The 24,390-nt window shown below is 56.5% G+C and carries 18 protein-coding genes; 7 read left to right on the top strand and 11 right to left on the bottom strand.

Translation table 11 applies throughout. From position 1 onward, the window contains the following. Positions 1 to 44 precede the first annotated feature (44 nt). The 5 genes from HZB34_10515 to HZB34_10495 all read right to left on the bottom strand — a co-directional run bounded on the left by HZB34_10515 (position 45) and on the right by HZB34_10495 (position 9,502). Positions 45 to 1,637, bottom strand: coding sequence for a SulP family inorganic anion transporter (locus tag HZB34_10515; GenBank protein MBI5316393.1), 1,593 nt, complete (start codon positions 1,635 to 1,637; stop codon positions 45 to 47). Positions 1,638 to 1,700: 63 nt separating this feature from the next. Further along, positions 1,701 to 2,600, bottom strand: coding sequence for a universal stress protein (locus HZB34_10510; GenBank protein ID MBI5316392.1), 900 nt, complete (start codon positions 2,598 to 2,600; stop codon positions 1,701 to 1,703). A gap of 115 nt (positions 2,601 to 2,715) precedes the next feature. Then, the gene (locus tag HZB34_10505) at positions 2,716 to 4,224 is read right to left on the bottom strand and encodes an NADH-quinone oxidoreductase subunit M (GenBank protein MBI5316391.1); all 1,509 of its coding nucleotides are present in this window, start codon (positions 4,222 to 4,224) and stop codon (positions 2,716 to 2,718) included. 2 nt (positions 4,225 to 4,226) lie between these two features. Next, the gene (locus HZB34_10500; protein ID MBI5316390.1) at positions 4,227 to 6,242 is read right to left on the bottom strand and encodes an NADH-quinone oxidoreductase subunit L; all 2,016 of its coding nucleotides are present in this window, start codon (positions 6,240 to 6,242) and stop codon (positions 4,227 to 4,229) included. Next, entirely contained in the window at positions 6,239 to 9,502 is a 3,264-nt protein-coding gene (locus tag HZB34_10495) for a DUF2309 domain-containing protein (protein MBI5316389.1), read from the bottom strand. The genes HZB34_10500 and HZB34_10495 overlap by 4 nt, the downstream gene beginning before the upstream one ends. Positions 9,503 to 10,264: 762 nt before the next feature. On the opposite strand from HZB34_10495, the gene HZB34_10490 reads away from it, so the two are divergent. The 6 genes from HZB34_10490 to HZB34_10465 all read left to right on the top strand — a co-directional run bounded on the left by HZB34_10490 (position 10,265) and on the right by HZB34_10465 (position 16,606). After that, positions 10,265 to 11,326: a hypothetical protein gene (locus tag HZB34_10490; GenBank protein ID MBI5316388.1), complete on the top strand. Its 1,062-nt coding sequence runs from the start codon at positions 10,265 to 10,267 to the stop codon at positions 11,324 to 11,326. Positions 11,327 to 11,744: 418 nt separating this feature from the next. Then, a complete protein-coding gene (locus HZB34_10485) occupies positions 11,745 to 13,439 on the top strand; it encodes a glutamine--tRNA ligase/YqeY domain fusion protein (GenBank protein ID MBI5316387.1) in 1,695 nt (564 codons plus the stop codon). 142 nt (positions 13,440 to 13,581) lie between these two features. Beyond that, positions 13,582 to 14,256 carry an ABC transporter substrate-binding protein gene (locus HZB34_10480; GenBank protein ID MBI5316386.1) on the top strand — a complete coding sequence of 225 codons (675 nt, stop codon included), beginning with the start codon at positions 13,582 to 13,584 and terminating at the stop codon, positions 14,254 to 14,256. Between the two features lie 99 nt (positions 14,257 to 14,355). Beyond that, complete coding sequence (locus tag HZB34_10475) at positions 14,356 to 14,559, top strand: DNA gyrase inhibitor YacG (protein ID MBI5316385.1); 204 nt, start codon at positions 14,356 to 14,358, stop codon at positions 14,557 to 14,559. Positions 14,560 to 14,753: 194 nt separating this feature from the next. Beyond that, positions 14,754 to 15,797, top strand: coding sequence for an NAD(P)-dependent alcohol dehydrogenase (locus HZB34_10470; GenBank protein ID MBI5316384.1), 1,044 nt, complete (start codon positions 14,754 to 14,756; stop codon positions 15,795 to 15,797). 89 nt (positions 15,798 to 15,886) lie between these two features. Further along, entirely contained in the window at positions 15,887 to 16,606 is a 720-nt protein-coding gene (locus HZB34_10465) for a DUF433 domain-containing protein (GenBank protein ID MBI5316383.1), read from the top strand. A 66-nt stretch (positions 16,607 to 16,672) separates the two neighbouring features. On the opposite strand, the gene HZB34_10460 is transcribed toward HZB34_10465, so the two are convergent. Continuing rightward, a complete protein-coding gene (locus tag HZB34_10460) occupies positions 16,673 to 17,473 on the bottom strand; it encodes a hypothetical protein (protein ID MBI5316382.1) in 801 nt (266 codons plus the stop codon). Next, positions 17,460 to 18,548, bottom strand: coding sequence for a hypothetical protein (locus tag HZB34_10455; protein ID MBI5316381.1), 1,089 nt, complete (start codon positions 18,546 to 18,548; stop codon positions 17,460 to 17,462). The genes HZB34_10460 and HZB34_10455 overlap by 14 nt, the downstream gene beginning before the upstream one ends. Positions 18,549 to 18,700: 152 nt before the next feature. Here HZB34_10455 and HZB34_10450 point away from each other — a divergent pair, with 152 nt between their 5' ends. Further along, positions 18,701 to 18,874: a hypothetical protein gene (locus tag HZB34_10450; protein MBI5316380.1), complete on the top strand. Its 174-nt coding sequence runs from the start codon at positions 18,701 to 18,703 to the stop codon at positions 18,872 to 18,874. Positions 18,875 to 19,170: 296 nt separating this feature from the next. On the opposite strand, the gene HZB34_10445 is transcribed toward HZB34_10450, so the two are convergent. The 4 genes from HZB34_10445 to HZB34_10430 form a co-directional block, all read right to left on the bottom strand. After that, the gene (locus HZB34_10445) at positions 19,171 to 20,061 is read right to left on the bottom strand and encodes a hypothetical protein (protein ID MBI5316379.1); all 891 of its coding nucleotides are present in this window, start codon (positions 20,059 to 20,061) and stop codon (positions 19,171 to 19,173) included. Between the two features lie 11 nt (positions 20,062 to 20,072). Beyond that, positions 20,073 to 21,248, bottom strand: coding sequence for a restriction endonuclease subunit S (locus HZB34_10440; protein MBI5316378.1), 1,176 nt, complete (start codon positions 21,246 to 21,248; stop codon positions 20,073 to 20,075). Positions 21,249 to 22,037: 789 nt separating this feature from the next. Beyond that, the gene (locus HZB34_10435) at positions 22,038 to 22,781 is read right to left on the bottom strand and encodes an SAM-dependent DNA methyltransferase (GenBank protein MBI5316377.1); all 744 of its coding nucleotides are present in this window, start codon (positions 22,779 to 22,781) and stop codon (positions 22,038 to 22,040) included. A gap of 92 nt (positions 22,782 to 22,873) precedes the next feature. Continuing rightward, positions 22,874 to 24,385, bottom strand: coding sequence for a putative DNA binding domain-containing protein (locus tag HZB34_10430; protein MBI5316376.1), 1,512 nt, complete (start codon positions 24,383 to 24,385; stop codon positions 22,874 to 22,876). Positions 24,386 to 24,390: the final 5 nt, after the last annotated feature.

The raw sequence follows: 24,390 nt of genomic DNA, 5'->3' as shown, positions 1-24,390 counted from the left end.
CTCAGCCTTGATAGGTGGACTTTACTCTCCGGTAATTTCCTTCGTTAGCCTCGCACCAGCGCCGACACGTCACTGTGCGACATGGGCTTGAGGCCCTCTTTCCCAACAGTCGTCACGCTGCCACCAGTCAAGGCGTATTCACCATTAAACAAGTGAAACCGCTCATTCACCGTGTGGTCCATGTAGCTCACACCGCTGTAGTCGATCGTCAGCTTCTTGCCAGGCGGGAGCTTATCCAGTTGGTCGCGCATCGAGACGAAATTGATGAAGCCGTGCGCGCCATTGAGCTTCAGGGCTACGGTGTCGTCCCTCTCTTCCACTGTCGCACCGGCTTTCAGAGAGCGGACGCCGCGTACCGCATTGGTCACGACCGCAATCGCAAACCCAATAATCACGCCCCATAGCAGGTCCTCCGTCACCACAATAATGGTCGTAATGACCATGTAAATCACTTCCTCCTTGCCGATATGCGCGGCATGAATGAACTCTTTCGGATGCGCCAGGCGGAAGCCGATGAACACCAGCATTCCGGCCAGCGCCGCCAGCGGAATCATATTGAGGACACCAGGGATGAGCGCCACGGACAGGAGCAGGAAGAGCCCGTGGAAGAAGTTGGACCAGCGGGTACGGGCGCCGTTCATGATATTGGCCGAGCTACGGACCACTTCCGCGATCATCGGCAGGCCGCCGATAAACGAGGACAGCGTATTGGCTGCGCCCTTGCTGAGCAGTTCCCTGTTCATGTTGGAGCGACGCTTCCACGGGTCCATCTGGTCCATGGCGGCGGCGGTCAACAGGGACTCCAGGCTGGCAACAAGTGTGTACGTAAAGACGAATTTCCAGAACACGCCGGTGCCGACCATGCCCCAGTCAGGGCCCTGGAAGGATCCCATGAAGTCAAGCGGCACCTTGACCAGAAATTGCGGGCCAATGTCGAGCATTTTCGCCAAAGGCACGGTAATCAAGATGACCGCCATCGGCGCCGGCATGAACTTGCCGATTTTCCCAAGGTACGGCCAGACGATCATGATTCCCAAACTAAGCCCGCCGATCAGAGCCACGCTTGGTACCATATTGGCGAAGCTGGAAGGGATCGCCATGATTGTGGGAATCATCTTGCCGGAGAAGGTCACGCCCAGCAGAGAATGTATCTGCTTGGACATGATGATGATGCCGATCCCGGCCAACATGCCGTGCACCACATTCAACGGAAACATGTTGGTGAGCTTGCCCATCTTGGCCAATCCCATGAGAATCTGGAAACCCCCGCAGACCACACCGACAGCCAACGCGTATCGGAAGCCTGCCGCGACATCCACCGTGCCGTCCGGCGTGATGCCCAACTCTTGCACTGCGCCATACACAATGGCGATCAGGCCGGCTGCCGCGCCGTTAATGGTGACGAAGGAGCCTCCCAACAGAGAGCCCAGTATGCCGCCGAGGAAGCCGGTAATCACACCGGCGATGGGTGGCGCACCGGAGGCGATCGCAATGCCCAGACTCAAGGGCAGGGCGATGAGGAACAGAATAAAGCCGGAAATCACGTCGGTTTTGGCGTTTTGTTTGAGTCCCGGAAGATAGTCTAGAGGAACAGGACCGGCATCCAGGACTTTCGCTGCAGGCTTTTCCGATGACATAGTGGTTCCTTCCCTATTCGACTGACGTTGACAATACCGCCCGTCCTCTTCTGATACGTCCTCTTATCCGATGATCAGGACGGGGACGGCGACGCGGTGAAGGACTTTCTGAGCGACGCTCCCGGAGATGAACCGGACCGCGCTCTGAAAGCCATGGGATGCCATAATCACGAGGTCCTGCCGGGCCGATTCCTCGACGATCACCTCAGGCGGATCACCACTGGAAACCTGGCCATGTGCCTTGTAGCACCCTCCTGCAGGGGCGTGGGCAGGTGTCCCGCTGAGCTTTGCCGCGACATTATCCACAAGGTTTTGTCCCCAGCCCACCGAATCCTCATGCAAATTCTCATGAAATCGATCGTGATGGGCCAATGCGCTATCGTTGCGATAGGCCTTGAGCGTCGGCACCACGTGCAACACGGTCGTTTCGACCGGGTCGTGAAAGGGGTTGGCCAAGAGCCAGCGTTGGATTTGTGCCGCGTCGTCGATCCCATTCACGGCGACCAGCACGCGACGGATCTGATCCGGCACCTGTTTGACGACCAGCGTCGAGCAGGGGGCATGGCTGGCGATCCGGTCGGACACGCTGCCGACGGTGAACTCTCTCTCTTCACTACTGAGCCCGCGCGAGCCGGTGACGATCAAGTCAGCCGCCTCCATCTGCGCGGTGTTGATGACCACGCGCGCCGCGTTCCCCAGCTCGCACACTCGCTTGACCACGAGGTTCAATTCAGACGGGATGGATTTCGCCGCCTGCTCCAGGAACTTGTATCCGGAGTCCAGCAGGGGACGCAGCTCTTCCGGAGCCGTTCCTCGGCCTATAGGCTCCTTGTCAGGATACCGCGCAAGCCCGTGATCGACCGCATGCACCAGCGTGAGCTCAACCGGGGTGTAGAGTCGAGTGACCGCATGCACCAGCTCGAATGTCGGATCGGATCGATCGACTGCCACGACCACACGCATACCCTTCTCCTTTCTCAAGCACCGTTGTTTGTCAAGGTCGATGGAGACTGTACCGCCTTGCTGAAACGCTTGGATATTGCACGGACCCGGCGTATGACGAGACGCGCGTGGACGGTCATGGCGCGGTGAACAGTGCCAAGATCCGGAGCGGCTGCATCTGCGCGAAGTCCTGCACGATGGTGGTGACGCTCGCCTGCGTCAGATTCAGAAAGATGCCCGGGTAGAGACCAATGGCAAACACGACGACCGCCATCGGTATGACGGCCACCATCTCGCGGCGAGTCAGGTCCGGCAAGGTGGACACGTAGGGGGTCACAGGTCCCAGCACCAGCCGTTGAAACATCCAGAGCATGTAGGCGGCTCCGAGCACGATCCCCGCCAGGACAAGCAGGACCATGAGGTAGCTATGAGACACGGTTCCAGCCAGGACGAGGAACTCCCCGATGAAATTGCCTGTCCCCGGCAATCCAAAAGACGCCACGGTGAAGATACTAAAGACCACCGCGAATCTCGGCATCACCTGATGCAGCCCCCCATAGTTGTTGATTGTCCGGTCATGCGTGCGGTCGTACAACATCCCGGCGAGGAGGAACAGGGCGCCGGTGGTAATCCCGTGATTGACCATTTGGAGGACGGCGCCCTGGACGCTTTGAGTGTTGAGTCCAAAAATACCCAGGGTGACGAAGCCCATATGCGCGATGGAAGAATAGGCGATGAGTCGTTTGAAGTTAGGTTGCGCGATGGCCATGGCGCCGCCGTAGAGAATGGCCAGCACGGAGAGCCACTGGATAAGCGGGGCGAACGACGTTGAGGCGTCAGGTAATATAGCGATACAGAACCGGAGCAACCCGTACGCCCCCATCTTCAGCAGGAGCCCTGAGAGGATGGCGCTACCCGTAGCGGGCGCCTCTCCATGCGCGTCGGCGATCCACCCATGAACGGGGAGCATGGGCACCTTGATGGCGAATCCTAGGAACAACGGCACAAAGATCAAGAGCTGAACATTCGGCGCATACTTCATCTGCATCAGATCCGGCAGATAGAAGGTATGCCCGAAGTGGTGCAGTGCCTCAATCCCGAGACTCAGCAGCAAGCTCCCCCCCACGCTGAACAAGAGGAACTTGATCGCCGCCTGGGTCCGCTTGGGTCCTCCCCAGAACGCGATCACGAAATACATGGGAATCATCGCGGCTTCCCAGAAGAGCAAAAAGAGGAAGGCGTCCATGGACGTGAACACGCCTGTCACGGCTAGTTCCACCAGGAGGATGAGCAGCATAAAGGCTTTTGTGTTATCAATCCTCCAAGAGACGAGGACGCACAAGGGGATGATAAATGTTGTGAGAAAGATCAGCGGCAAGCTGATGCCGTCCACGCCAACCGCGTATTCAAAGAAGCCCAGCGGAAATGGCACGCGGTCCACAAACTGCATCCCGCCGGCCCTGTAGTCAAAGCTTGCCCACAGCCTCACCGTGAGCCCCAACGTGATCAAGGTGGTGCCGAGGGTCGTCCAGCGGATGATCTCCGCATGGCGGAGCAATGCCACGATGACCATCCCGATGAAGGGGGTCAGCACAATCCAACTGACCAGATGGGGGATCCCGAACAAGCTTGCAGGATTTTCCATGATCACGCTAAGAAATAAATCTCGACCTCCTCGGCCACACCCAGCAGGAACAGGAGAAAGATCAACAGTATCATCAGCAAGCGCATCGCGGCATACGGCACCCCAGGTTTGACGTCAACGGCCTGGTTGCCGCCAAAGACTTTCACGACACGCATCCCGATCTTGTCCGCTGTGTGTACAAGCCAGTCCGAGGGCCGATCGATAAGCCGCACATCCAGGTTTTGCCAGAGCCACGAAGCGAATCGCAGGTACGGGCGGATGATCATGGTCTCGTAGACTTGATCGAAGTACCCTTGATTCAAAAAGAACAGGTAGAGCGCTTTTTTGCGCTCCGCCCACCATGCCGAGGGATGGATCGGAAAGATATGGAAATAGAACGCCGTGGCCCAGCCGGCTATCGCGACGCCGACGCCAAGAAGAAGGCTCACGGGGGACCAGCCCGCGAGCAAAATCCTCTCCAGAGCAGCGGCCCCCTCATGGTGTACCGGAGAAATGAATTCGAGAAAGTCGCCCCAGATCAGAAGGCGGAGCAGGGCGAGTCCTGCCGTAATGGGAATGAGTCCCAGGAGCAGCGATGCCGAAAACAGTTGCGGCCGCATCATCTCCGGTCGAAATCCCTCGGACCAGTCGACGCGACCGGATGGCGTGAAGATCTCCATGGTCCCCTGGAACAGATAGAATGCGACGAAAAACGTCGTTGCCAGCCCCGTGATCCAGAAGGCAACCCGTGCATGGTCGAGATGCGACAGTTCCCACAACTGTTCGTAGGGCCCCCAGAAAATGACGATCGGTGGAATCAACCCCATGATCAGGGCGCCGACGTACAGGCGGACATATTGTCGTGACACCCGTGGTCGCGATGGACCTCCGTGTTCGGCGTGATCGCCGTCGTGTTCACCATGGTGGGCTCCACCGAGATTGTGAAGGGCGCTGCCTGCGGAGAGAAAGAGGAAACTCTTCATGGCGCCATGGGTAAGGAGGTGAAAGATGGCGGCACCGTATGCGCCGACGCCGCAGGCCATCACCATGAACCCCAGTTGGCTGATCGTCGAATAGGCCAGAATGCGCTTGATGTCGAATTGCGTGAGGGCGACCAGGGCGGCAAAGAGGGCGGTCATGCCGCCGATGACCGCCACCACGTTCATGATGCCCGGGGCCAGCACATACAGCGGCGCCATCCGGATCAGGAGGTACACGCCCGCGTTGACCATGGTCGCGGCGTGGATCAGCGCGGAGACCGGGGTCGGGGCTTCCATCGCAAATGGGAGCCAGACGTGGAGGGGAATCTGCGCGGACTTGCCGATCGGGCCCATGAACAACAGCAACGCAATCACGGAGAGGATGGGGGCCTGCCACTCAAGACCGAGCCATCCAAGGAGGTTCACCGTCTGATCGGCGTACTGTGGCGCAGCCGACAAGATCGTCTGAATGTCGAGCGTGCCGAAGGTGGCCCAGGTCAGGTAGATGCCGAATGCGAGGCCGATATCCGCCACCCCATTCACGAGAAAGGCTTTCGTCGCGGCGTCGCAGGCCGACGGACGGCGTGACCAATGGGAAATCAATAGGTAGGAGCACAGGCCCATGATTTCCCAGAACATGAATAACATGAACAGATTCGCGCCCATGACCAGCATGACCATGGCGAAGGTAAAGAGCGCGATCAGTGCGAAGAAGCGGGCGTAGCGCGGGTCCGCCTGCATATATCGGCTGGAAAAGACATGGACCAGGCTGCTGACCCCGGTGACGAGGAACAGCAGGGTCACCGTGACCGCGTCTACATAGAGACCTGCTTCGACGGTCAGACTGCCTGATGTGATCAGGGTATACAACGGGATCGACCTGGCTCCGTTTTGGTACACGTCGATACAGGCCAGGACCGAGAGGATGAACGAGGCGGAGACCGCCGGGATTGCCAGCCGGTGGCTCCCCTCGCCTAACCACCGGCTGCCCAGTGCGATGATCAGGAAGGCGGCAAACGGAAGGGCCGGGATCAGAATATACGCCGTGTTCATCATCATGAGATCTGTGGGGAAATCGCCTTCCAGGTGCCTCCTGGCTGATATTCCGAAAACTCTCCCGTGGTGGGATGGCAGGAGACGAGATAGAGCCACTGATTGTTGAAAAAATTCTGAAGCACCACGTGGCGGGAGATGACCTGGGAGATTCTTCCCTGGTCCGCCTCGATCACGGCGAGCAGACGGAGCGGCTCATGAAACCGGCGAGATCCCGTGGTCAGGGCTTGAAAGGGAAACCCTGTTTGCAGATCGCTGTGTCTTCCGAGCATCACGCCGACTCCGCTGACGACGTTGTGCAAGACTTTGGTCCCGCTCCCGAACACCCAGCTGTCCGTCGCGGAGAAATAATATTGAAAATTGATCATTTGGCAGACGACCAGCGGGGCGGTCATGATGGCTTCCAGCGCCCTGCCGGTTTCGTCCTGGGACTGGTCGTAATTGTGGAGAAAGACCCGACCGTCAAGCTTGAGGCCTCGTGTCAGCGACCGGCGTCCAACAATAAATGCCGCATTGCTGGAGAGCCCCCACTCCGGTCGGACTTGGGCCCAGTCACGGCTGACTTGCGATGTATAGCGGGCGGCAGCCTGGGGCAAGGTCCCGCTGGGAGCCCCCGGCAATCGAGCCAGGCGTTCCTGTGTGTTCAGGAGTCTTGCCGCTTCCAGATCCTGTTGCAACTGGCGCACATCCGGACGGTGCGACTCGGGCAATTCTTCCAGATCAAACAAGGTGACATGGTCCGTGGTCGTATTGTGCTCACCGGCGATAAACCACGTGTCCTCCGGAATCTCGATCCCCTGGTTCCGTAGCTCCTGGCGGACCTTCGGCTTATTGGCCAGGGCTGCCAAGACCCTGGCATTGGGTCCGCCGGGATTCCCTCCGCAGGCCCCGCAGTGGTACGCGGATGCGTACGGGTTGTTCTCTGTGGTGCTCCCATGGCCGCAGAGCAGCACCAAGCGAGCGAACCCTCTCGTCAGGCTCATGACGCGGAGTGCGTTTTCGACCACCGCCGATTTTTCTGCCGGGGAGAACCTGCGCGCCGCGAAATGTTCGAGCGACACATGGTGGTTGCGGGCATTGAGCCCGTACTGATATCGGAGTTCCTCCAATAAGGCATGCTCCTGCTCCACAGAAAGACCAAGCCGCTCGGACGCTGTGGTCTGTCGCATCGCGTGGCCGCAAGCCTCCGGCTCCCGAAGGGCGGCGAGCCGAAATTCTTCGAGGACCTCCTGCGAGAGGGTGACCGTGACGTTCCGACGGTCGATCCGCTGTTCGAGTACCTCGGCGATGCAAGCCCGTTCGTTGCCGTCAATGAAAGCCTCTCGCTCCCGTTCAGGGAATTTCTCTACCGGGATTCGGGTCGGGATCGGTGGGGTGAGCCAGCGACGCAACCCCGTGCGCACCAGCTCATAGGGCTTCACAAGCAGGGTTTTCCCCAACATCGCCAGTCCGAACACCAACCCAAACAGGTCGAACGTGAGATAGGAACTGGCTGGGTTCGCCTTGGCCTGGTGAAACAGGTGCCGAACGAACTCTCTCCAGTGGTCGCCGAGCAGGTAGCGTTGGACCTCGGGGTCCTGAGCCCACCGCGGCTCCTCCTTCACCACATATTTTGGCTTGATCAGCACGGGACAGAGGAGAAGATCTTCCTCACGATTGAGCATGCGGTAGTCGATCGGCGTGCCGAAAAACCCGGCGAATCCGATCGTATCGTAGTCGCCCTGAGCTTCCAGATGACGGCGGAACGGCTTGGAGCGGGCATCGATACAGAACGCAGCTTGCGCTCGAGGTCTCGGACGCTCCTGACTTGTGTCGGCTGCGGATTTCTGCCTCTCGCTCACCAGCCTCGCAATCAGCGAGTGTCGATATTCTGCCTCGTAGGCCTCGTGCCACACAGGACGGAGCGCGTCGGAAGGGAACCGATCGAGCCAGGACAGCAACGACCTGGCATCCGCCGGCGGCAGGTGTTGAAGATCCTCAGGGCGAAGCTCGAGGAATTGAGCCATGTGGAAGAGTCGCCAGACGTCCCGGCAGACGGTTTCCGTGTGCGCGTCGTGTGCATGGGCATGGGAGTTGGCGTCATTCAGATCATGGGATCTTGCGCGTTCGAGGAGATCGGGAAGTACCGAGTTGATGCCTAACGTACTCCGACAGACTTTCTCGGCCAGCTCAGCCTCGTAAAACAGGCGCACGGCCAGGTATTCCAGCGGATCGATGGGGTGACGGGCCTGTTCAGGATAATCCGGGTTCTTGTCTCGCCAGCGAATATAGCCGGCCCAGCCCGGCAACCGGCTGAGGTGCCGGCGCAGGTACTCTTCCCGTTGCTCGTCGGGGACCTGCAAGCGGTGAAGGCTCGACGCGAGGGCATCTTCAGGGCGGTCTGGGAGCGCCTTCACCCTTCGAGCCCAGTCGGAGATCCCGAGAGTCCATCGAGCAGCCTCGCGCGACGCGAGATCCCGCCAGGCCCGATAAAATCCGTGCCTGCGTGAGGGCATCGGCCAATCCGCCATGCCTTCATCCACGAATGCGGCGCACCACTTGATCATGTGTTCGTTGATCGCTTGTTTCAGATCGGAGCCGGTGAGATCGTCGATGATCTCGACGGCGGTGCGGATGCGCTGCTGCGCCGGTCCATGCCCGGCTTGCACAGATCCTCCAGCCTGGGCCCTTGTGGGGGAATGCCCATGGTTGCCGGCCGACCCATCTTCGGAGAGATCGAGCGCCTTCAAGGCCCCGGACCACAGCGAACGAATGTAGACCGCTTCAGGGTCGCGCCCCGCCGCGTGCGATCGCAGCCGATCTTTGATGGACTGGGGAACATCAGGACGGATACGGTGGGTGGCGTCTTCCTCTGTGAGTTGCCATTGCAATAATTTGGGGTCGAGCGGATCGATGCCGTACACACAGTGGACTAGGAGGATCTCTTCAGGATGGAGACTCCGCTCTCCGGCACGAACACCGTCCTGCGATGCGAGCTCCGGCTCCCGCGATCGCAGGGCACTCAAAAGCTCCTGCTCGGAAATCCGTCCCTCGGCGTAGCATGCTCGGTACTCCGCAGTGGATAGATAGCCTTCTCCTCCAATCACCTCCTTCGCTCGCGAGACGGCTTCTTCAAAGGGCAAATGTTCGAACCCGACCAAGGGATTGCGATAGGCGAAGGTACGCAGCGGCCAGTTCGGAGGAATGGCTTCGACCGCCTGTGATACCAGAGCTCGAAGCTCCTCACGCTCTGCCTCGTTCAGTGCAGGCTGGGAGGCGTGTTCCATATGTCTGTCGCTCTTCCCTGGGCCAAATTCCGCACACGCAAGGCCGCCGTCAAGCTGCACACCTTGCTCGGGTTTTGTCACATTAAGTGAATTTGAACGAAATTTAGGCCATACACGAATTCATAGCGCATTGATTGTTCAACATTCAGGTTCCTGGCCCGAGGTAGAAAATCAGCCCTATTCGACTTAAGTTGACAATGCCTACTTGCGACACAAGCGCAAATACTACCAGGAATCCCTTGGGATTGCGGCGTTTGCGGAACACTCAGTGGAAGCAGGATACCGACTGTGTACGCGGCAAGCAGGAGTCATAATAACGTCAGCGTATGGCTTCGGACCGTCTGGGTCTATAAAATTCTGTGTTCGCAAAAAATCACCCTAAGCCTCTCCGAGGCCTTGGAGGGACTCACGAGTGGCTTTTGTTGTACCCGCAGTCGATGTTGTATTGATGTTGTATTATCGTTCTGTAGTGGGCCGGAATTACGAGTGCGTTTTGCATGCCTCCCCTTTGAGATCCAAAAAAACGCTGTACTTGTACCAGCCGCATGATTAGCTGTCAACGTCGCATTTTCCTCTGTCGCAACCGCGGAGAGGGTGACACTCTGGATTCATAACGAAAGTCCTTTGTTTACCATATCAGCACTGGAGACGATTGTGGCCCGAAAAAGTCGCCATATCTGGGCTACGTGAGCGGCGAGGAATTGTTCTTTGGATTTGGAGTTGGACTTGCACCTCATAACGATTTTATTGTAAAGGGTGCCCATGGATACCCACCACAAACCCATTGCCCATCGCATCGAATGGTTGATGCAGCATGCACGTCAGTATTCAGACTCGTTTTCCAGTTCCGCTACTACCATCGAACGGCAGCGCTACATGGCCGAGCATCCCTCGGCGATCGCCGCACTCAAATGCATGGATGGGCGCATCAATCTATCAGTCGACACCCATACGCCGTCCGGCATCATCCAGCCATTTCGCAATCTCGGTGGGGTGTTCGACTTGGGCTGGCCGCATTTGGGCGAGGTCTTGGCTAATTACGTGCATAGCGTGGTCAGCCGGGGTCAGCGGGTGTTGCTTTTGATCACCTATCACTATTCCAAAGGCGACAAGTACCGCGGTTGCGCAGGGTTCAACTACGACACCCAGGCGGCACGCGCCTACACGTACACCATCAAAAAACAGGTCGAGCATGTCTTCGGCATCGACCACGGGACGGTCTATCCCCTCGTCTGCGGATTCGAAACGGACGAGGAGGCGCTTATCCTGCACGGCTCAAACGGCGAGCTGCTCGATATCTCTCAGTTTGCAGTCGAAGAGAAAGATAGCTTGCGGCCGCGCCTGGCGGAGATGTTTCCGGACATGCACAGCCAAATCCGTTATGATCTCGAACCGCTGGTGTTCGGCAACATGGAACGAATCGCTGAGCTCCGGAAGACAGAGCGCGCACTGGATATCGAGCACCACGAGTGGATGATTTGCGTGGGGCGCGGATTCGATTTCTTGCACATGCCCAACCTTGCGCTCATCGTTGGCCCCTACAGCCCCAACCTCGACGATCCGATCGACCGTGCCGCCGGCATCATCGAGGACAACATGCGCGCCGGCCGCATTCCCGAAGATGGTTTTCTGCTGTTGGCCTCGGTCCCCTACCAGGAGGTTGGCGTGGACCGTGCCCGCGCTGAACTGAAGTCTCGTTTTCTTTCTAAGTTTGCCGCGGATGTCATCTATACTAAACATCCACAGCTGGCTCATAAGATGCACATGCGGATTGCCGTACTTGATTGGCGGTCGCGCAAGCTCGAGATCATCGCTCCCGAGTAGCGCCCAGCAATTTCCACTGCCGCCGCTAGCCACCTACGCCAGTAGCATTGTTACCTCAACCATACGCTGCGCTGATGGAAGCAAAGGCCGTCCTCTCCGTCTATCGTGTGTTTGCTTGATTTCGTTCATCTGGTTAGTTTAGTCCAACCCCAAAAAAACCAGACAGACCAGACAAACCCAATAACGGTTTTCTATGTCGGCAGGGAGCGTGCCTGAGGCGGCCTTCTACCATTTCTCATCCCCGGGAGGGATGAATCTCAAATAGTGCCCCTCGACGCATCCCACCGAGAATCTGACAGGCGCGGAAGACAGCAGATTTCTTATATTAAGATTGGGGTAGGGCTTCTCCCTGTAATCCCAACATGATAATGTCCACTTCTATAACAATTAATAAATCCCCGTGAGTCAATGACCCTGCATGACTGAACAGGCTGGCGCTTCAAACTTTATCCGCGACATCGTGGCCGCCGATCACGCAGCCGGCAAACATGGAGGCCGGGTCGTGCTGCGCTTTCCACCGGAGCCGAACGGCTATCTCCATATCGGCCACGCGAAATCGATTTGCCTGAATTTCGGGATCGCGAACGACATTCCCGGCGGCATCTGCCACCTGCGGTTCGACGATACCAATCCGACCACCGAAAATACGGAATATGTCCAGGCCATTCAGAACGACATCACGTGGCTGGGATTCGACTGGCACGGGAAGATGTTTTTTGCCTCGGATTACTTCGAACGACTCTACGAGTTTGCTCTACGATTGATTCAAAAAGGCCTGGCATACGTCGACTCATTGACGGCCGAAGAGATACGTGCCTATCGAGGCACCCTGACTCAGCCCGGGGTAGACAGCCCTTCTCGCAGCCGTTCGATCGATGAAAACCTTGACCTCTTTCGGCGCATGAGGGCCGGAGAGTTCGCTGACGGCGCCTACGTGCTTCGCGCCAAAATCGACATGGCTTCGGCCAATATCAACCACCGAGACCCGGTTCTCTACCGCATCCGGCACGCCGCGCATTATCGAACAGGGAGCGCCTGGTGCCTCTATCCGGCCTACGACTTTGCGCATCCTCTCTCGGACGCGCTGGAGGGGATCACCCACTCGATCTGCACCTTGGAATTTGAAGATCACCGGCCTCTCTACGATTGGGTCGTCGAGCAGACTGAGGCGCCGCACCGGCCGCAGCAGATCGAATTCGCCCGTTTGAACCTGACCAATACGGTCATGAGCAAACGTAAACTCATCGAGTTGGTCGAACAGCAACTGGTGAGCGGATGGGATGACCCACGACTGCCGTCGATCGGAGGACTTCGCCGCCGCGGCTATACCCCTGAAGCCATTCGGGCATTCTGCGACCATATCGGCGTCGCCAAACGCGACGCCATCGTCGAGATGCAGCTACTCGAACACTTTGTGCGCGAAGACTTGAACAAGCGAGCAACCAGAGTGATGGCGGTGCTGCGACCGCTCAAAATCATCCTCGACAACTATCCCGATGGCCAATCCGAGGAGTTGGAAGCGATCAACAACCCGGAAGATCCGTCAGCAGGGACAAGAAAGGTCCCGTTTTCTCGCATCCTCTATATTGAGCGGGACGATTTCCGTGAAGATCCGCCCAAGCAATTTTTCCGGCTCGCCCCGGGACGAGAAGTACGACTCCGGTATGCCTACATCATCAAGTGCGTCGGAGTAACAAGGGACCCACAGACCGGCGAGATTACCGAGCTTCACTGTACCTACGATCCCACGACAAAAAGCGGCGCCTCCCAGGAACAGCGCAAGGTCAAGGCGACCATCCATTGGGTCTCCGAAGCCCATGCGGCGAAAGCCGAGGTCCGTCTCTACAACCCCCTCTTGGTGACGGACCTGGCGAAGGTGCCGCCGGATCACGATTGGACAGCCTATCTCAACCCCAATTCACTGGAGCGGATCACGAACTGCCTGGTTGAGCCAAGCTTGCAGCAGACAACGCCCGGCACAAGGTACCAATTCGAGCGATTGGGATACTTCTGTACCGACTTGGATTCGACTTCTGGCACACTGGTGTTCAACCGCACTGTCTCGCTCAAAGACGCCTGGGCAAAGGTCGAAAAAACTCAGCCGGCCCGGTAATAAATCCGACATCTTCCTCCGCTCTCCGGAATGGACCCGGAACTTCCCTCTCATTCCGCCCTGTTGAAGCCTCCTTTACAGACGCAGCATCCCTGCTACGCTTGAGACTCCCGGAAATACCCAATCGCAGGAGCCATGTATCGTGACGACCATCATCAACATGACGATCCAAAAACTCCCACATCTGCTGCTTCTCTTAGGAGTAATCGCTGGATCGGCCTTCTGGTCTCCTGTGCTGGCCGCCACTTCATCAGACCGGATTGACTCAAGCGCGACAGAAGCGGTGAAGGGCACGATCGACGATCTGATCCGAGTCCTCGATAACGAAACCATGAAGCAACCTGAACGGGCCGAAGAACGACGGCGTGCCATCGAAGGAATCATCAAACAGCGTGTGGATTACGAGGAAATGGCGAAACGTGCCTTAGGGGCCACCTGGGCCAAGGTTTCCTATCGAGACCAGCGCGAGTTCGTCGGCCTCTTCGTGCAACTCCTTCGAGATTCATTTGCGAGCCGCATCACCGACCGCTCTGACGAACAGGTGGTCTTTCTGGGGGAACTTCGGAATGACGCCTTTGCCGAAGTCAAAGCACACATAAAGGGACGGAAGATCGACACGCCGGTCGACTTTCGGCTGATTTACCGTGCCCAGGAATGGCGGGTTTATGACGTCGTCATTGATGGAGCCAGCATCGTGAGCAATTACCGATCACATTTCACCAGTATTATTCGTGATGTTTCATATGGCGGGTTAGTCAAGAAGATGAAAGAGAAGGCCATCGCTATCAAAACCTTTGAAAAATCTCCGTTGCCGTAATCCTCCTTCAGCCATCTGCCATACAGATTTCCCCACGCGTCGAATCTTCCGGAGTTGACGCCGACCGATTCTCGGAATCCGCGTGCTACAATAACGGCCATGATCTGCCCCCTCTGTCACCAATCCAGCACCTGGGAAGGCAACCACTGGCGCCCCTTCTGCTCCGAACAGTGTCAATTGACCGACCTCGGCGCCTGGGCAGCAGAAGACTATCGACTACCAGGTCCCACCATCATGATCGACACTTCGCTCCCCGACTCGATGGAGCGAAACGACGATGCAGCGCCCCGGCAAGAGCATTAAGCATCTGTCTTAGAGCTCCGAGTCCAACTTCCCACAAGGCACAGCCGGCATTCGTCACAGAAGAGTATCCGCTGGCGGCAGGATTCAACGACGACGCGAAACGCCGGCTTGATCCACCCATGACCTGGTTGGCAATCCTGTTGGATCTTGCTATGGTCACGGTTACATCCCCCCCCCAACATGGAGCGACAGCCATGCTATCGACTCACGGTTATGCGGCGATCACCGCCAAAGCCACCCTGCAACCATTCGAATTCGCACGACGGGACGTGGGACCTCATGACCTGCTCATTGCGATCACCCATTGCGGCATCTGCCACTCGGACATTCATCAAGCCCGCGACGAATGGGGCGGCTCGATTTTCCCCATGGTGCCGGGACACGAAATCGTCGGCACCGTGGCGGGCATTGGGTCCGGTGTGAAGAATTTCAGGGCGGGAGACCGGGTTGGTGTCGGCTGCTTTGTGGATTCCTGCCGTACTTGCACAGCCTGCCGTGAGGGATCTGAGCAATATTGCGATGCGGGCATGATCCTGACATACAACGGCCGCGACAAGGACGGCCAGCTGACACAAGGCGGTTACTCTAGACAGATTGTCGTGGATGAGAACTATGTGCTGAGGATTCCCTCAGCACTGTCGCCTGCAGGAGCAGCTCCACTCTTGTGCGCGGGAATTACGACATACTCCCCGCTACGCCATTGGGGAGTCGGGAAATATCACAAGCTGGCAGTTGTCGGTTTGGGCGGACTCGGCCATATGGCTATAAAGATCGCGAAGGCGCTGGGAACTGAGGTCACCGTGCTCAGCACATCCGAACGGAAGCGGCAGGATGCGATGCGATTGGGAGCAACCGACTTCGCCCTCACCTCACAGCCCGAGACGTTTACCAGACTGCAGCGGCGATTTGATTTTGTCCTTGATACGGTATCAGCTCCTCACAACTATAACGATTATCTTCATTTATTGAAGACCGATGGCACGATGATCCTTGTCGGTGTGCCGGACAAGCCAACTCTGCTGGAACCCTTTCCGCTCATTCTGCATCGCCGCCGAATCGCCGGGTCGGTGATCGGCGGGATCCGAGAAACCCAGGAGATGCTCGACTTCTGTGCCGCACACCACATCGAGTCTGATGTTGAAGTGATTCCAATCCAGCAAGTAAACGAGGCCTATGAGCGAGTCCTCAAGGGCGATGTGCGGTTCCGGTTCGTGATCGATCTGGCGTCGTTGAGTTGAGGGGACTGCCACTAGTCCGGTCGGTGGCTGTCTCCGTTTGATTGACTCTTGACCCGTCATCAAGACAGGGCTACAGTGCCTCCCGGACTATGCATCAAAAGGTGGCAGTGTTCGACAAACACTTTGATGCGCGAGAAGTGGCTTCTTACGGCGTCATGGAGGCTGGGCATTATTTGCGCATTCCACGCACGACAATTCGAGACTGGATTTCAGGCCGGCATTACCGCAGCATCACCGGTGTCCGTTTCTCCAAACCGATCATCCAGGTGCCCGATCCGGACATGAAGTTGCTCTCTTTCATGAACCTCGTGGAGATCCACGTCCTCGATGCCATTCGTCGCAAGCATGACATCCCATTAGAAAAAGTCAGAGCCGCGATGAACTACCTCTCGAAGCAATTTCCTTCGAGACATCCCTTGGCCGATCAGGAATTCGTCATCGATGGACTGAACCTCTTCATCAAAAAATTCAGCCAATTGATCAACATCTCTCAGGAAGGACAATTGGCCATCCAAGAAATCCTCCGGGCACACCTCCATCGAATTGAGAGAGACATCAAGGGGATCCCTGTCCGGTTGTATCCCTTTACGCGGAAACGCCACCTCCAAGAGGAACCCAAGGCCGTCGTCATCGACCCACTGATCTCCTTCGGCCGGCCCGTGTTAGTGGGGACCGGCATTCCGACCGCCGTGATTGCGGAACGTTACAAGGCAGGTGAATCAATGGATGCGCTCGCAGAGGATTATGGACGCCAGCGGTTCGAAATCGAAGAAGCCATCAGGTGCGAACTCACCCTCGAAGCTGCCTGAAGCACGGCGCAAGCAGAACAGTGCCTTTCCTACATAATCACGGTACGGCACTGTCTCTATACTCGACTAGCCTCTTAACCCTAACCGAAAAGCTTGGACGAGCTGATAGACAACCGTTCTTCGCCTATCAGATACGAGGGCGGGCTCTTCCCGAAGAGCCGAATTAATTACACTATGATACTCGTCGGTGATTTGCTCTAGAAAGTCTCTGACCATTTTCAGAGCATTAGATGAAACCTTGGCACGAATATCAGCTCCCAACAAATGTGCTCCTGCGTTCTCGTAAGTCACACCGCTCACTTCACCCACTGTTTCAAATCGACGTGCCCCGTTTCCCAGCGACTCATAATGCTCCAAAACGTATACGAGGTCGCGAAGATCTCTGGGAAACTTTCTATCAAGATAGGCAAAGACCTTCAGTACCGCGAAAAGCCACAGTGGGATAACTGGTAGTGTAAGACCTTTCACTATCTCGATGAGCACGGCATGTTCAAACACCTCGGAAAATCCTGTCAGGTTCATCTGGTTCCCGGACTTGCGCCATACGAGAACTTCGTCTGGGCCACCCGTGACTCCATACGGGATTAGGTCAATCTCCGCAGTCCGGAAATGCAATCGATGCTCTTGCTCGCCACGGCCTCGTACGAATCCCAATTTGACGAGATCGGCGATCACCGTCTCCCACTCTGCCCACGAAGACAATTTGATTATATGGTCGGCATCCCTGGTCTCTCGAACTCCGATCTCGGAAGACAGCAAGATAGCCGGCACAAGCGCACCGACAAGTGCGAAGGGTATCCCCTTCTGCTCAAAATAGTTGTGGAGCAGTGTGAGCGCTTCCGCTAAATCACCTTCAATCTTTGGCAATGGATTCTTCCAAGTAGTTTTTATAAATGAGCCGGGCGGTTTCAAGGTCTCGGTCCGTGCCCTGATGCAACAGCTCGGCATAAATCAAAAGAGGATGTGCGGCTCGGGCGTGTTGCTGACTACCGCTCATCTGCAACACACGAGGAGAAAAGCTTTTCAGAATGGTAATGAGTCCTCCAGAGGCTGGTAACCACTTGAGACCCTTTAAGGCCTCATCCTGTCGCCAGAATTCGACAAAAAAGGTGATCATGTTTCCCTGATAGTGATGCATAATTGCATCCGCCCCAACTCCCCCCGTGACACACCAGGACATTCCCTGCTCCACCGCATACCGGCGAAAAGTCTTGACGACAGCATCGAGGTTGTTCGTCAGATCTCGATATTCCCCGACAAAAAGTTTTGGACGAAGACGGCTGGCATAGCCCTGCACCCACCGCTCGAACAATTCCTTTCGACGGATTAAGCGAAAGCGATCTGTCCCGATCGGTTCGAGATACCCTTGTTCTTTGAGATCCCGCTTAACCCACCCTACCGTGCCCAAGGCAACACCATTCACACTTGCGAGGTTCCGATACGGAAGGTTGATGGACTCAGGTTCTATGAGCAGGCCAAAAAGAAGAGCGAGGCCGCTCGGCTGAAAGAGCCTCGTTGGCTTGTCTTTCTGAGAGGCCGGCGGCTTTTTCCCTTCGACATAGAGATATAATTCCGGCGCCCGTTTCAAGAACAGATTCCCTGCTGTATCGATGAAATTGATACCAGCGTTTTTCAGTTGACCAGCTAGCAGCGGATTGACGTAGTCAGCGAGCAACAAAAGTTCCGTTGTCTTGTCCCATCGTTTTCGATCGGCATTCGCCCGGATCAGCAGGTGATGAATAGCCTGTGGACGAAGATGTGCCTTCACCTCAAACAGGTAACGATACGCCCCCCCCTTGGTTTTGATCGTCACCTCGCCATCCCACCCTCGGTCCCTCGCGTTGATCTCTTGCCGGAGATTCATTACACGGAGGGGATGGACAGCCTTCAGCCGCTCCAGCGCTGAGGCGATAATCTGAGATTCTTGCGAAATGGTCTTCATAACGTACGGTAATATAGCACGTTCATGAATCGTGAACAACGTGATTTAGTGAACAGGCTGCTTGAATTAGCCTGGACGGCGACTATAGCGCGCCGTTGAAGCCGCGGTGGAGCATTCACTGAAAGAGGTCATGCAGGCAGCGGCTGGCGCTCATGAAGGCGGGTGCGGCAGCGTTTATCCTGACATCAGGCGATCTGCAAGGCGAAGAAATGGCTCAGATTTTCGTGAAGGCACTCCCCCGAATCACCCGGTTTTTGAAGAACCACGCAAAACCATTCATCGCCAAGATCACAAAAGACGGCTCCGTCTCGCTGCTCTTTCAATAAGTCCAAGCCTTTTTCTGCATGCGAGTCACAATTCTTCACAAAACGCACGGGCATAGAAGGGACTGGAAAGGAGCCCCCAGGATGAAAGAAGTGGATGACACCCGTGCCGATCCCTAGCTTCCGGAGCAGAGACGGGGATGGAACCTGATGATCTTCTGTGCTCGCGCAACGCGCGGCCTCAGAAGGCCCTCGTTGGACGCGCGCAGTGGAAGATCAATCAGGCCCCATCCCTAAAGAGAGAACAAGCGGGTTGGAGGGAGCTTCGGCCCCCAAGAAAAGATTCATCCCAACCCCGTTCACTTCCGCGCATAGCCAAGCTCTCTTAAAATCTCTATCAGATCGTGAACAACGGTCAACGCAAGCTCCGGGGAAACAGACCGGCCTTTTCGCGTAGCCCCTCCAACATGGGTGTATTGATGTAAGAGCCTGAGTTTCTCGGCTAGGTGATAGGCGAGTTCTGGAGATGGCGGCTTGGTCTTCTTCTCTTTTGCTTCGAGAAGGCTCCGGCCCATTTTGGCGAGGGTCGTTGAAAAGTTGTCGTTTGGCGAGATGATCGCTTCAACGATGTTCTTGGCGCTGGTAATCAAGGCTCGGTAAGAATGGCTCAAGACATGACGTTGAAGTTCTTCATAATGTCCGAGAATCTCGGAACGCAAAGGCTCGTTGGTATCAGGAAGAGTTAGCTCAGGAAAACCGCTACTCAGGACAAGGGGGGAAAGTGTCACGACGCTTGAACCGAACGCATCCATCTCCACTCGGAAGACGCGCCAAACATTCGTTCGATCATTGGCCCCAGATACGAAGAACCCGACAGCGCCTTTCTCTGCATCTTGATCCCAGGCCTGACCGCCGCCTGCCGCCACATAATGTGATGAGCTGACGAGCCTGATTTTCCCAGAGTCCTCGATCTGCTTATGTTGGATCAAGTTTTGGTGAAGAAACACCTTTGCAGTTCTATACGGCGGGCCATCTGGAGTATTTACAAAGGCCAGAAGTATCTTCGGCCACGACCCGGACAGCGCGGCGCTGATGGATTGCATTTCCTGTTCAAAGTCCTGACTGGAGGAGAGATAGGCCGCGCGGCGAAGATCTACCTCAACTGGCCTGGTGTAAGAATCGGAGCCCCTCGCTTGGACTATGCGACGGCTAAAGTCCACAAAGAGTTCGTCTCCTATCATCCCAGTCATCACAACCCCTGTTATAGCTCTCCGTTGAAAGCGTGGTGGAGTATGGATTGGAAGAGATCATCCAAGCGGCGGCGGGAGGCGGCTTGCTCAATTTTCATCGCACGGATTTCTGACACGCGGGCGGCGAACTGCTTTTGCAGCGTCAACGGCGGAACTCGCAATCTGAGTCGTTTGATGATGGTCGAGTTCCAGCCTTCCATTATTGCACCCTTTCCAACTGATCGGGTTTGCTGTTTGACGGATGCGTCATGCAAGAACGCTCCCCAAATGAACCGGGGATGTGCTTTCGTTCGATCGAGTGTAATTGTGCAAAGGTGCTTCGTGCTGATGCAAACCGGAAGCCCTTCAGGAGCAATGGAACACCTCCCAACTGTGCCCATGATTGTCACGAGGACATCACCGGGGAAAACGACGAACCGCTTCATCTCTGCGAACTTGGATTCTGGGATGCAACGCGATTTCGTCCAACGGAACTCATTCTCCACTACGTTATCAATGCCAAGAACCGGAACTCCCTCCTCGAAAAATTCCGAGTGACGCAAATCGCTTCCAAATGGTCCGGTGCGAATGCTGCCTTCGTGTGCCGCAGCAAGTTCTGCAACAGTCGCAGTCTGCCAGGTGACTGAACCTGGAGCGTCAGGGCCGAACATTTTGCTGAAGAGGGAAGGGATGAGGGTGGCGGTGCGGCGGTCGGCTTGAGCGCGCAGCTTCCGCAACTCGTCGGTTTCGTCCAGCAACTTCACCAACCGCTCCTGCTCCTCCAGCGGCGGTACGCTCATTTCAATGCTGGCTATTTGCTTCGACGACAAATGCTTCACCGTGACAAACGCGGTGTTGTCCTCGATTTCGCGAAGGTGGTCGTTGATGCCGTAAAAAACGTAACCTGCGTTAAGGTCACGGCTGAAATTCTGGAGACGGCAAACTCGTTGGTTGAGTAAAGCCTTTCCACCCTGCCAGCGGTAGCAGTGGAACTCGCCATCCATACCAATCAAGAAATCGCCATTCTCAACCTCGAATGCAGGGTCGTGTTCGCCATCGTAGAATGTCTCGCTGAATCCACGCGCCAAATCTCGGATGCGAATGATTGGAAGCCCCTTGCCATCATCGTTAAACAGCTCCGACTTGAAGGCGAAACCATTCTGAATCTTCAGCAACTCGCCAAGCGGTTTGTTCGGCCAGCGTTTCATTTCTTCCCGACGATTTGTGCAAGCAAGGCGTTGCCGCGCCGGATGATGTCGTTTTCCAGTTTGAGCACGTCACCGAGAATGTCAGCTGGCTTGTCGTGGTTCACGGCTTCCGTGGTGACGGGCTTGTAGCGGCCAGCTGCGAGGCTCCAGTCGTGCTCACGAATCTTTTCAATCGCCACACGGTAACTGTTGGGACCTTCGTCACGGTTGGACCATTTGGCCAACACGTCGGGAATGTCGTTGGCTTCGATTTGCGTGCGCTTGTCGTCGAGGCTGTACCCGTCGGCGGTCAAATCATAAAACCAGACGCTTTGGGTCGGCTTGCTCTTCTGGAAAATCAACGCGGCGGTGCCGACGCCGGAATAAGGTTTGAACACGCCGCTGGGTAAGCTGATGACGGCTTGCAGGTCGCACTCGGTCAGCAGCAGTTCGCGCAGGCTGGTGGCCGCGTTCGTCGAGCCGAAGAGCACGCCGTTGGGTACGATGACACCCGCTCGTCCGTTTGGTGCGAGGTGGTCGATGAACCATTTGAGAAACAGCAGTTCTGTGGCGCGGGTGTTCAGCTTGTAGTTCAGGTCGGACAGGATGCTTTCGTCCTGCACCTTTCCGGCGAACGGCGGGTTGGCGAGGACGACGTCGAACCGCTGGCCGGGATAGGCGCCGCCGAAGCCGGTGGTGAGCGGGTTCAGCATGGAGACGCGCGCCTTTTCCAATTGGTGAAGATAGAGGTTGAGGATGGCGATTTTCACCATGTTGGCGTCGTTGTCGAAGCCGGTGAACGCGTGCTCTTCAAGAAACTTCCACTGCGCGGGCTTGAGCAGCCCGCCGTCCGCGAGGCCGCGCTTCAGGTCGGCGGGGTTTGGTGTGTTGCCGGAGAATATGGGTGAAGGCTGAGATGAGGAAGCCAGCTGTGCCGCAGGCTGGGTCACAGATCCGATGCTTGGGTTGTGGATTCACGAGTGCCACTATCAGGTCGATGATATGGCGCGGAGTGCGGAATTGGCCATTGGTGCCGGAGGCCGACAACTTGCTCAAGAGATACTCGTACATGTCGCCCTTGAGGTCGTGGCCGTTGTGCGCAGCTAAGTCCATGTCGTGGATGGCTTGCACCACGGCACGCAATGTGGGGCGGTCGTAAATCTTGAGGGTAGCGCGGCTGAAGAGGAGCTTGCCGGTGTCGGTCAGGCTGGGGAGTTCGTGCAGCTTTTCGATAGCGTCACGGACCGCGTTAAAGAGATTGTCCCCGGTCAGCGTAACGAAGTTGCCCCAAGCGTAGCGCGCCCATTTGCCGGAGAAGATACAGGTGTACCTCTTGTCGAGGCTGGCCAGAACATTATCTTTCTCCGTCAGCAGGCGCAGGAACAGAAGATAGGAAATCTGCTCGATAGAATCCATAGGGTTGTTCACCCCACCGGCCCAGAGGATGTTCATGAGCTGATCGACCTTTTGCCGGAGGCCGGAAGAAAAGAAATTCGACGGCGCAGCGAGGGCCTGAGCGACGACGGAATCGGACTGAGTTGGAGGCGTGCGCATGGATGTTCTAGGGTCCTTCCTTAGTCGCCCTCTATGGATCAATGAAGACTTCTGGATAACAACGGTTTTATAAGTCGTTGAATTACCTGACCTTATGTCTTTCCCCTTCGTTGTTTTCCTTCGAGGGTAGAAAACAACTGGGTTGGTGGTGGCATGTTCGGCTTGCAGTACCGCCTGGCGCGAGTGCCTGCCGCCGGGTTGAGGACAATCAAGAGGCCCTGTTCCAGCCACTTCTTAATCTGCTTGGAGGCTGCCAGTACGTTATCGGTTTCCATTGCCTTGCGGACCTCGGTGTTACCGATGGAGCCATGCTGATCGATGTGCCGACTCACCTGTTCCCAGGCAGTCGGCCTATGCTCGTTGAGTAGAAAGACAATTACCGCTTCCTGCTGAACATGTGGACGAGTCAGATAGAGGGGCGGGTATAACCCAACCGCCTGCATGGTGCCGAACATCATGCGTACGCCTTCGCCCGCATCAAGATTCGGTGGTGTGGGAAAGTCTCGGAGATGGTTGACCAGAACTGGATTGCGGGCATGCGTGCCGATGGTACCGATGTTAGTGGCAGTGACAGGACCGACCAGCAAGCCAGGGCTTTCCACTTCAATGCGATCGGAGAAGATACGGATATGCACATCGGCGGGCAATCGATAGTCCCGGTGAATAAGGGCGTTGGTGATGGCCTCCTTGATGACACGAACAGGGTAGCTCTGGACGATCTCGAACCCGAGGGGCCCCATCTGTACTCCGCTGGCCAACTCACTGACCACGTAGTCAGTAGTGTCCTGAATCTGGCGAATGATCGGACCTGAAATCGTTCGCGGCGGCTTGAGCAAGTTGGTGTGCGGATCGGTCTGAACACGATTGCCTCGATAGTGGAATACACGAACAGCTGCCTTACCGCTGAGAAGGCCTGAGGGCTCCTCGCCAAAGAGCAGGACGGCGGCACGGGTTGGGCGTAGCGCTCCATGTGTATCGGGCCTGGCTAGACCAATGTGACGAAGGGCCTCGGCAAGGGGACGTGTGAGCCGACGGTGCTGGGCATACTGCTTCCAGTAATCGGTATCAAGTAGTTCTACATCGATCGGTTCCAATTGTGCCTCGGCAGAAATCGTACCGCGCGCAAAGGACAGATCGTTGATCTCGTTAGCCGTCAACTCCTTATTGCCCTTTTCGAGACGGACCCATGTGCCATCATCCACAATGGAATGGATGCGATTGCTCTTCTCAATTTTCAAGAACACGACAGATCCCATGGTTCCATCACGGAGCGTACAGCCAATCTCTACGGGCAAATATGGGAGCAGATTAGGTTCCGTGATTCGGGACTGAAGCAGTCGGCGAAGTTCGTCCCAGTTGGTCGGGTTCTCCTGAATGCCATACACGCGGGCACGACCCTTGGCTTTGTCTGGATCATCAAATCCAACGGCTATGATACCGCCTTCGGTGTTAGCGAGCGCTACGACGGATTCGAGGACAGTGGTCAATTTGCCCGCCAGTCTCTTACACTCAAACTGACTACTCTCAGGCCATAGAAGGAGGTCATCGATAAGCTTGTCATCGAATGGCGGGGAAGTTTGTGTGGGGTGTACCGTTTGAGGCATCCGCA

This window comes from Nitrospirota bacterium, assembly GCA_016219645.1.
In the GTDB taxonomy this organism is placed as follows: domain Bacteria; phylum Nitrospirota; class Nitrospiria; order Nitrospirales; family Nitrospiraceae; genus Palsa-1315.
This window is presented reverse-complemented; position numbering and strand designations above follow the sequence as displayed.

Bases quoted from the DNA above. Each gene is read 5' to 3' on its own strand.
- HZB34_10450 (MBI5316380.1), top strand. From the start codon at position 18,701: ATGAAGGCGGGTGCGGCAGCGTTTATCCTGACATCAGGCGATCTGCAA.
- HZB34_10495 (MBI5316389.1), bottom strand. From the start codon at position 9,502: ATGGAACACGCCTCCCAGCCTGCACTGAACGAGGCAGAGCGTGAGGAG.
- HZB34_10440 (MBI5316378.1), bottom strand. From the start codon at position 21,248: ATGAAACGCTGGCCGAACAAACCGCTTGGCGAGTTGCTGAAGATTCAG.
- HZB34_10470 (MBI5316384.1), top strand. From the start codon at position 14,754: ATGCTATCGACTCACGGTTATGCGGCGATCACCGCCAAAGCCACCCTG.
- HZB34_10510 (MBI5316392.1), bottom strand. From the start codon at position 2,600: ATGCGTGTGGTCGTGGCAGTCGATCGATCCGATCCGACATTCGAGCTG.
- HZB34_10485 (MBI5316387.1), top strand. From the start codon at position 11,745: ATGACTGAACAGGCTGGCGCTTCAAACTTTATCCGCGACATCGTGGCC.
- HZB34_10465 (MBI5316383.1), top strand. From the start codon at position 15,887: ATGCATCAAAAGGTGGCAGTGTTCGACAAACACTTTGATGCGCGAGAA.
- HZB34_10430 (MBI5316376.1), bottom strand. From the start codon at position 24,385: ATGCCTCAAACGGTACACCCCACACAAACTTCCCCGCCATTCGATGAC.
- HZB34_10490 (MBI5316388.1), top strand. From the start codon at position 10,265: ATGGATACCCACCACAAACCCATTGCCCATCGCATCGAATGGTTGATG.
- HZB34_10475 (MBI5316385.1), top strand. From the start codon at position 14,356: ATGATCTGCCCCCTCTGTCACCAATCCAGCACCTGGGAAGGCAACCAC.
- HZB34_10455 (MBI5316381.1), bottom strand. From the start codon at position 18,548: ATGAAGACCATTTCGCAAGAATCTCAGATTATCGCCTCAGCGCTGGAG.
- HZB34_10505 (MBI5316391.1), bottom strand. From the start codon at position 4,224: ATGGAAAATCCTGCAAGCTTGTTCGGGATCCCCCATCTGGTCAGTTGG.
- HZB34_10500 (MBI5316390.1), bottom strand. From the start codon at position 6,242: ATGATGATGAACACGGCGTATATTCTGATCCCGGCCCTTCCGTTTGCC.
- HZB34_10445 (MBI5316379.1), bottom strand. From the start codon at position 20,061: ATGACTGGGATGATAGGAGACGAACTCTTTGTGGACTTTAGCCGTCGC.
- HZB34_10435 (MBI5316377.1), bottom strand. From the start codon at position 22,781: ATGCGCACGCCTCCAACTCAGTCCGATTCCGTCGTCGCTCAGGCCCTC.
- HZB34_10515 (MBI5316393.1), bottom strand. From the start codon at position 1,637: ATGTCATCGGAAAAGCCTGCAGCGAAAGTCCTGGATGCCGGTCCTGTT.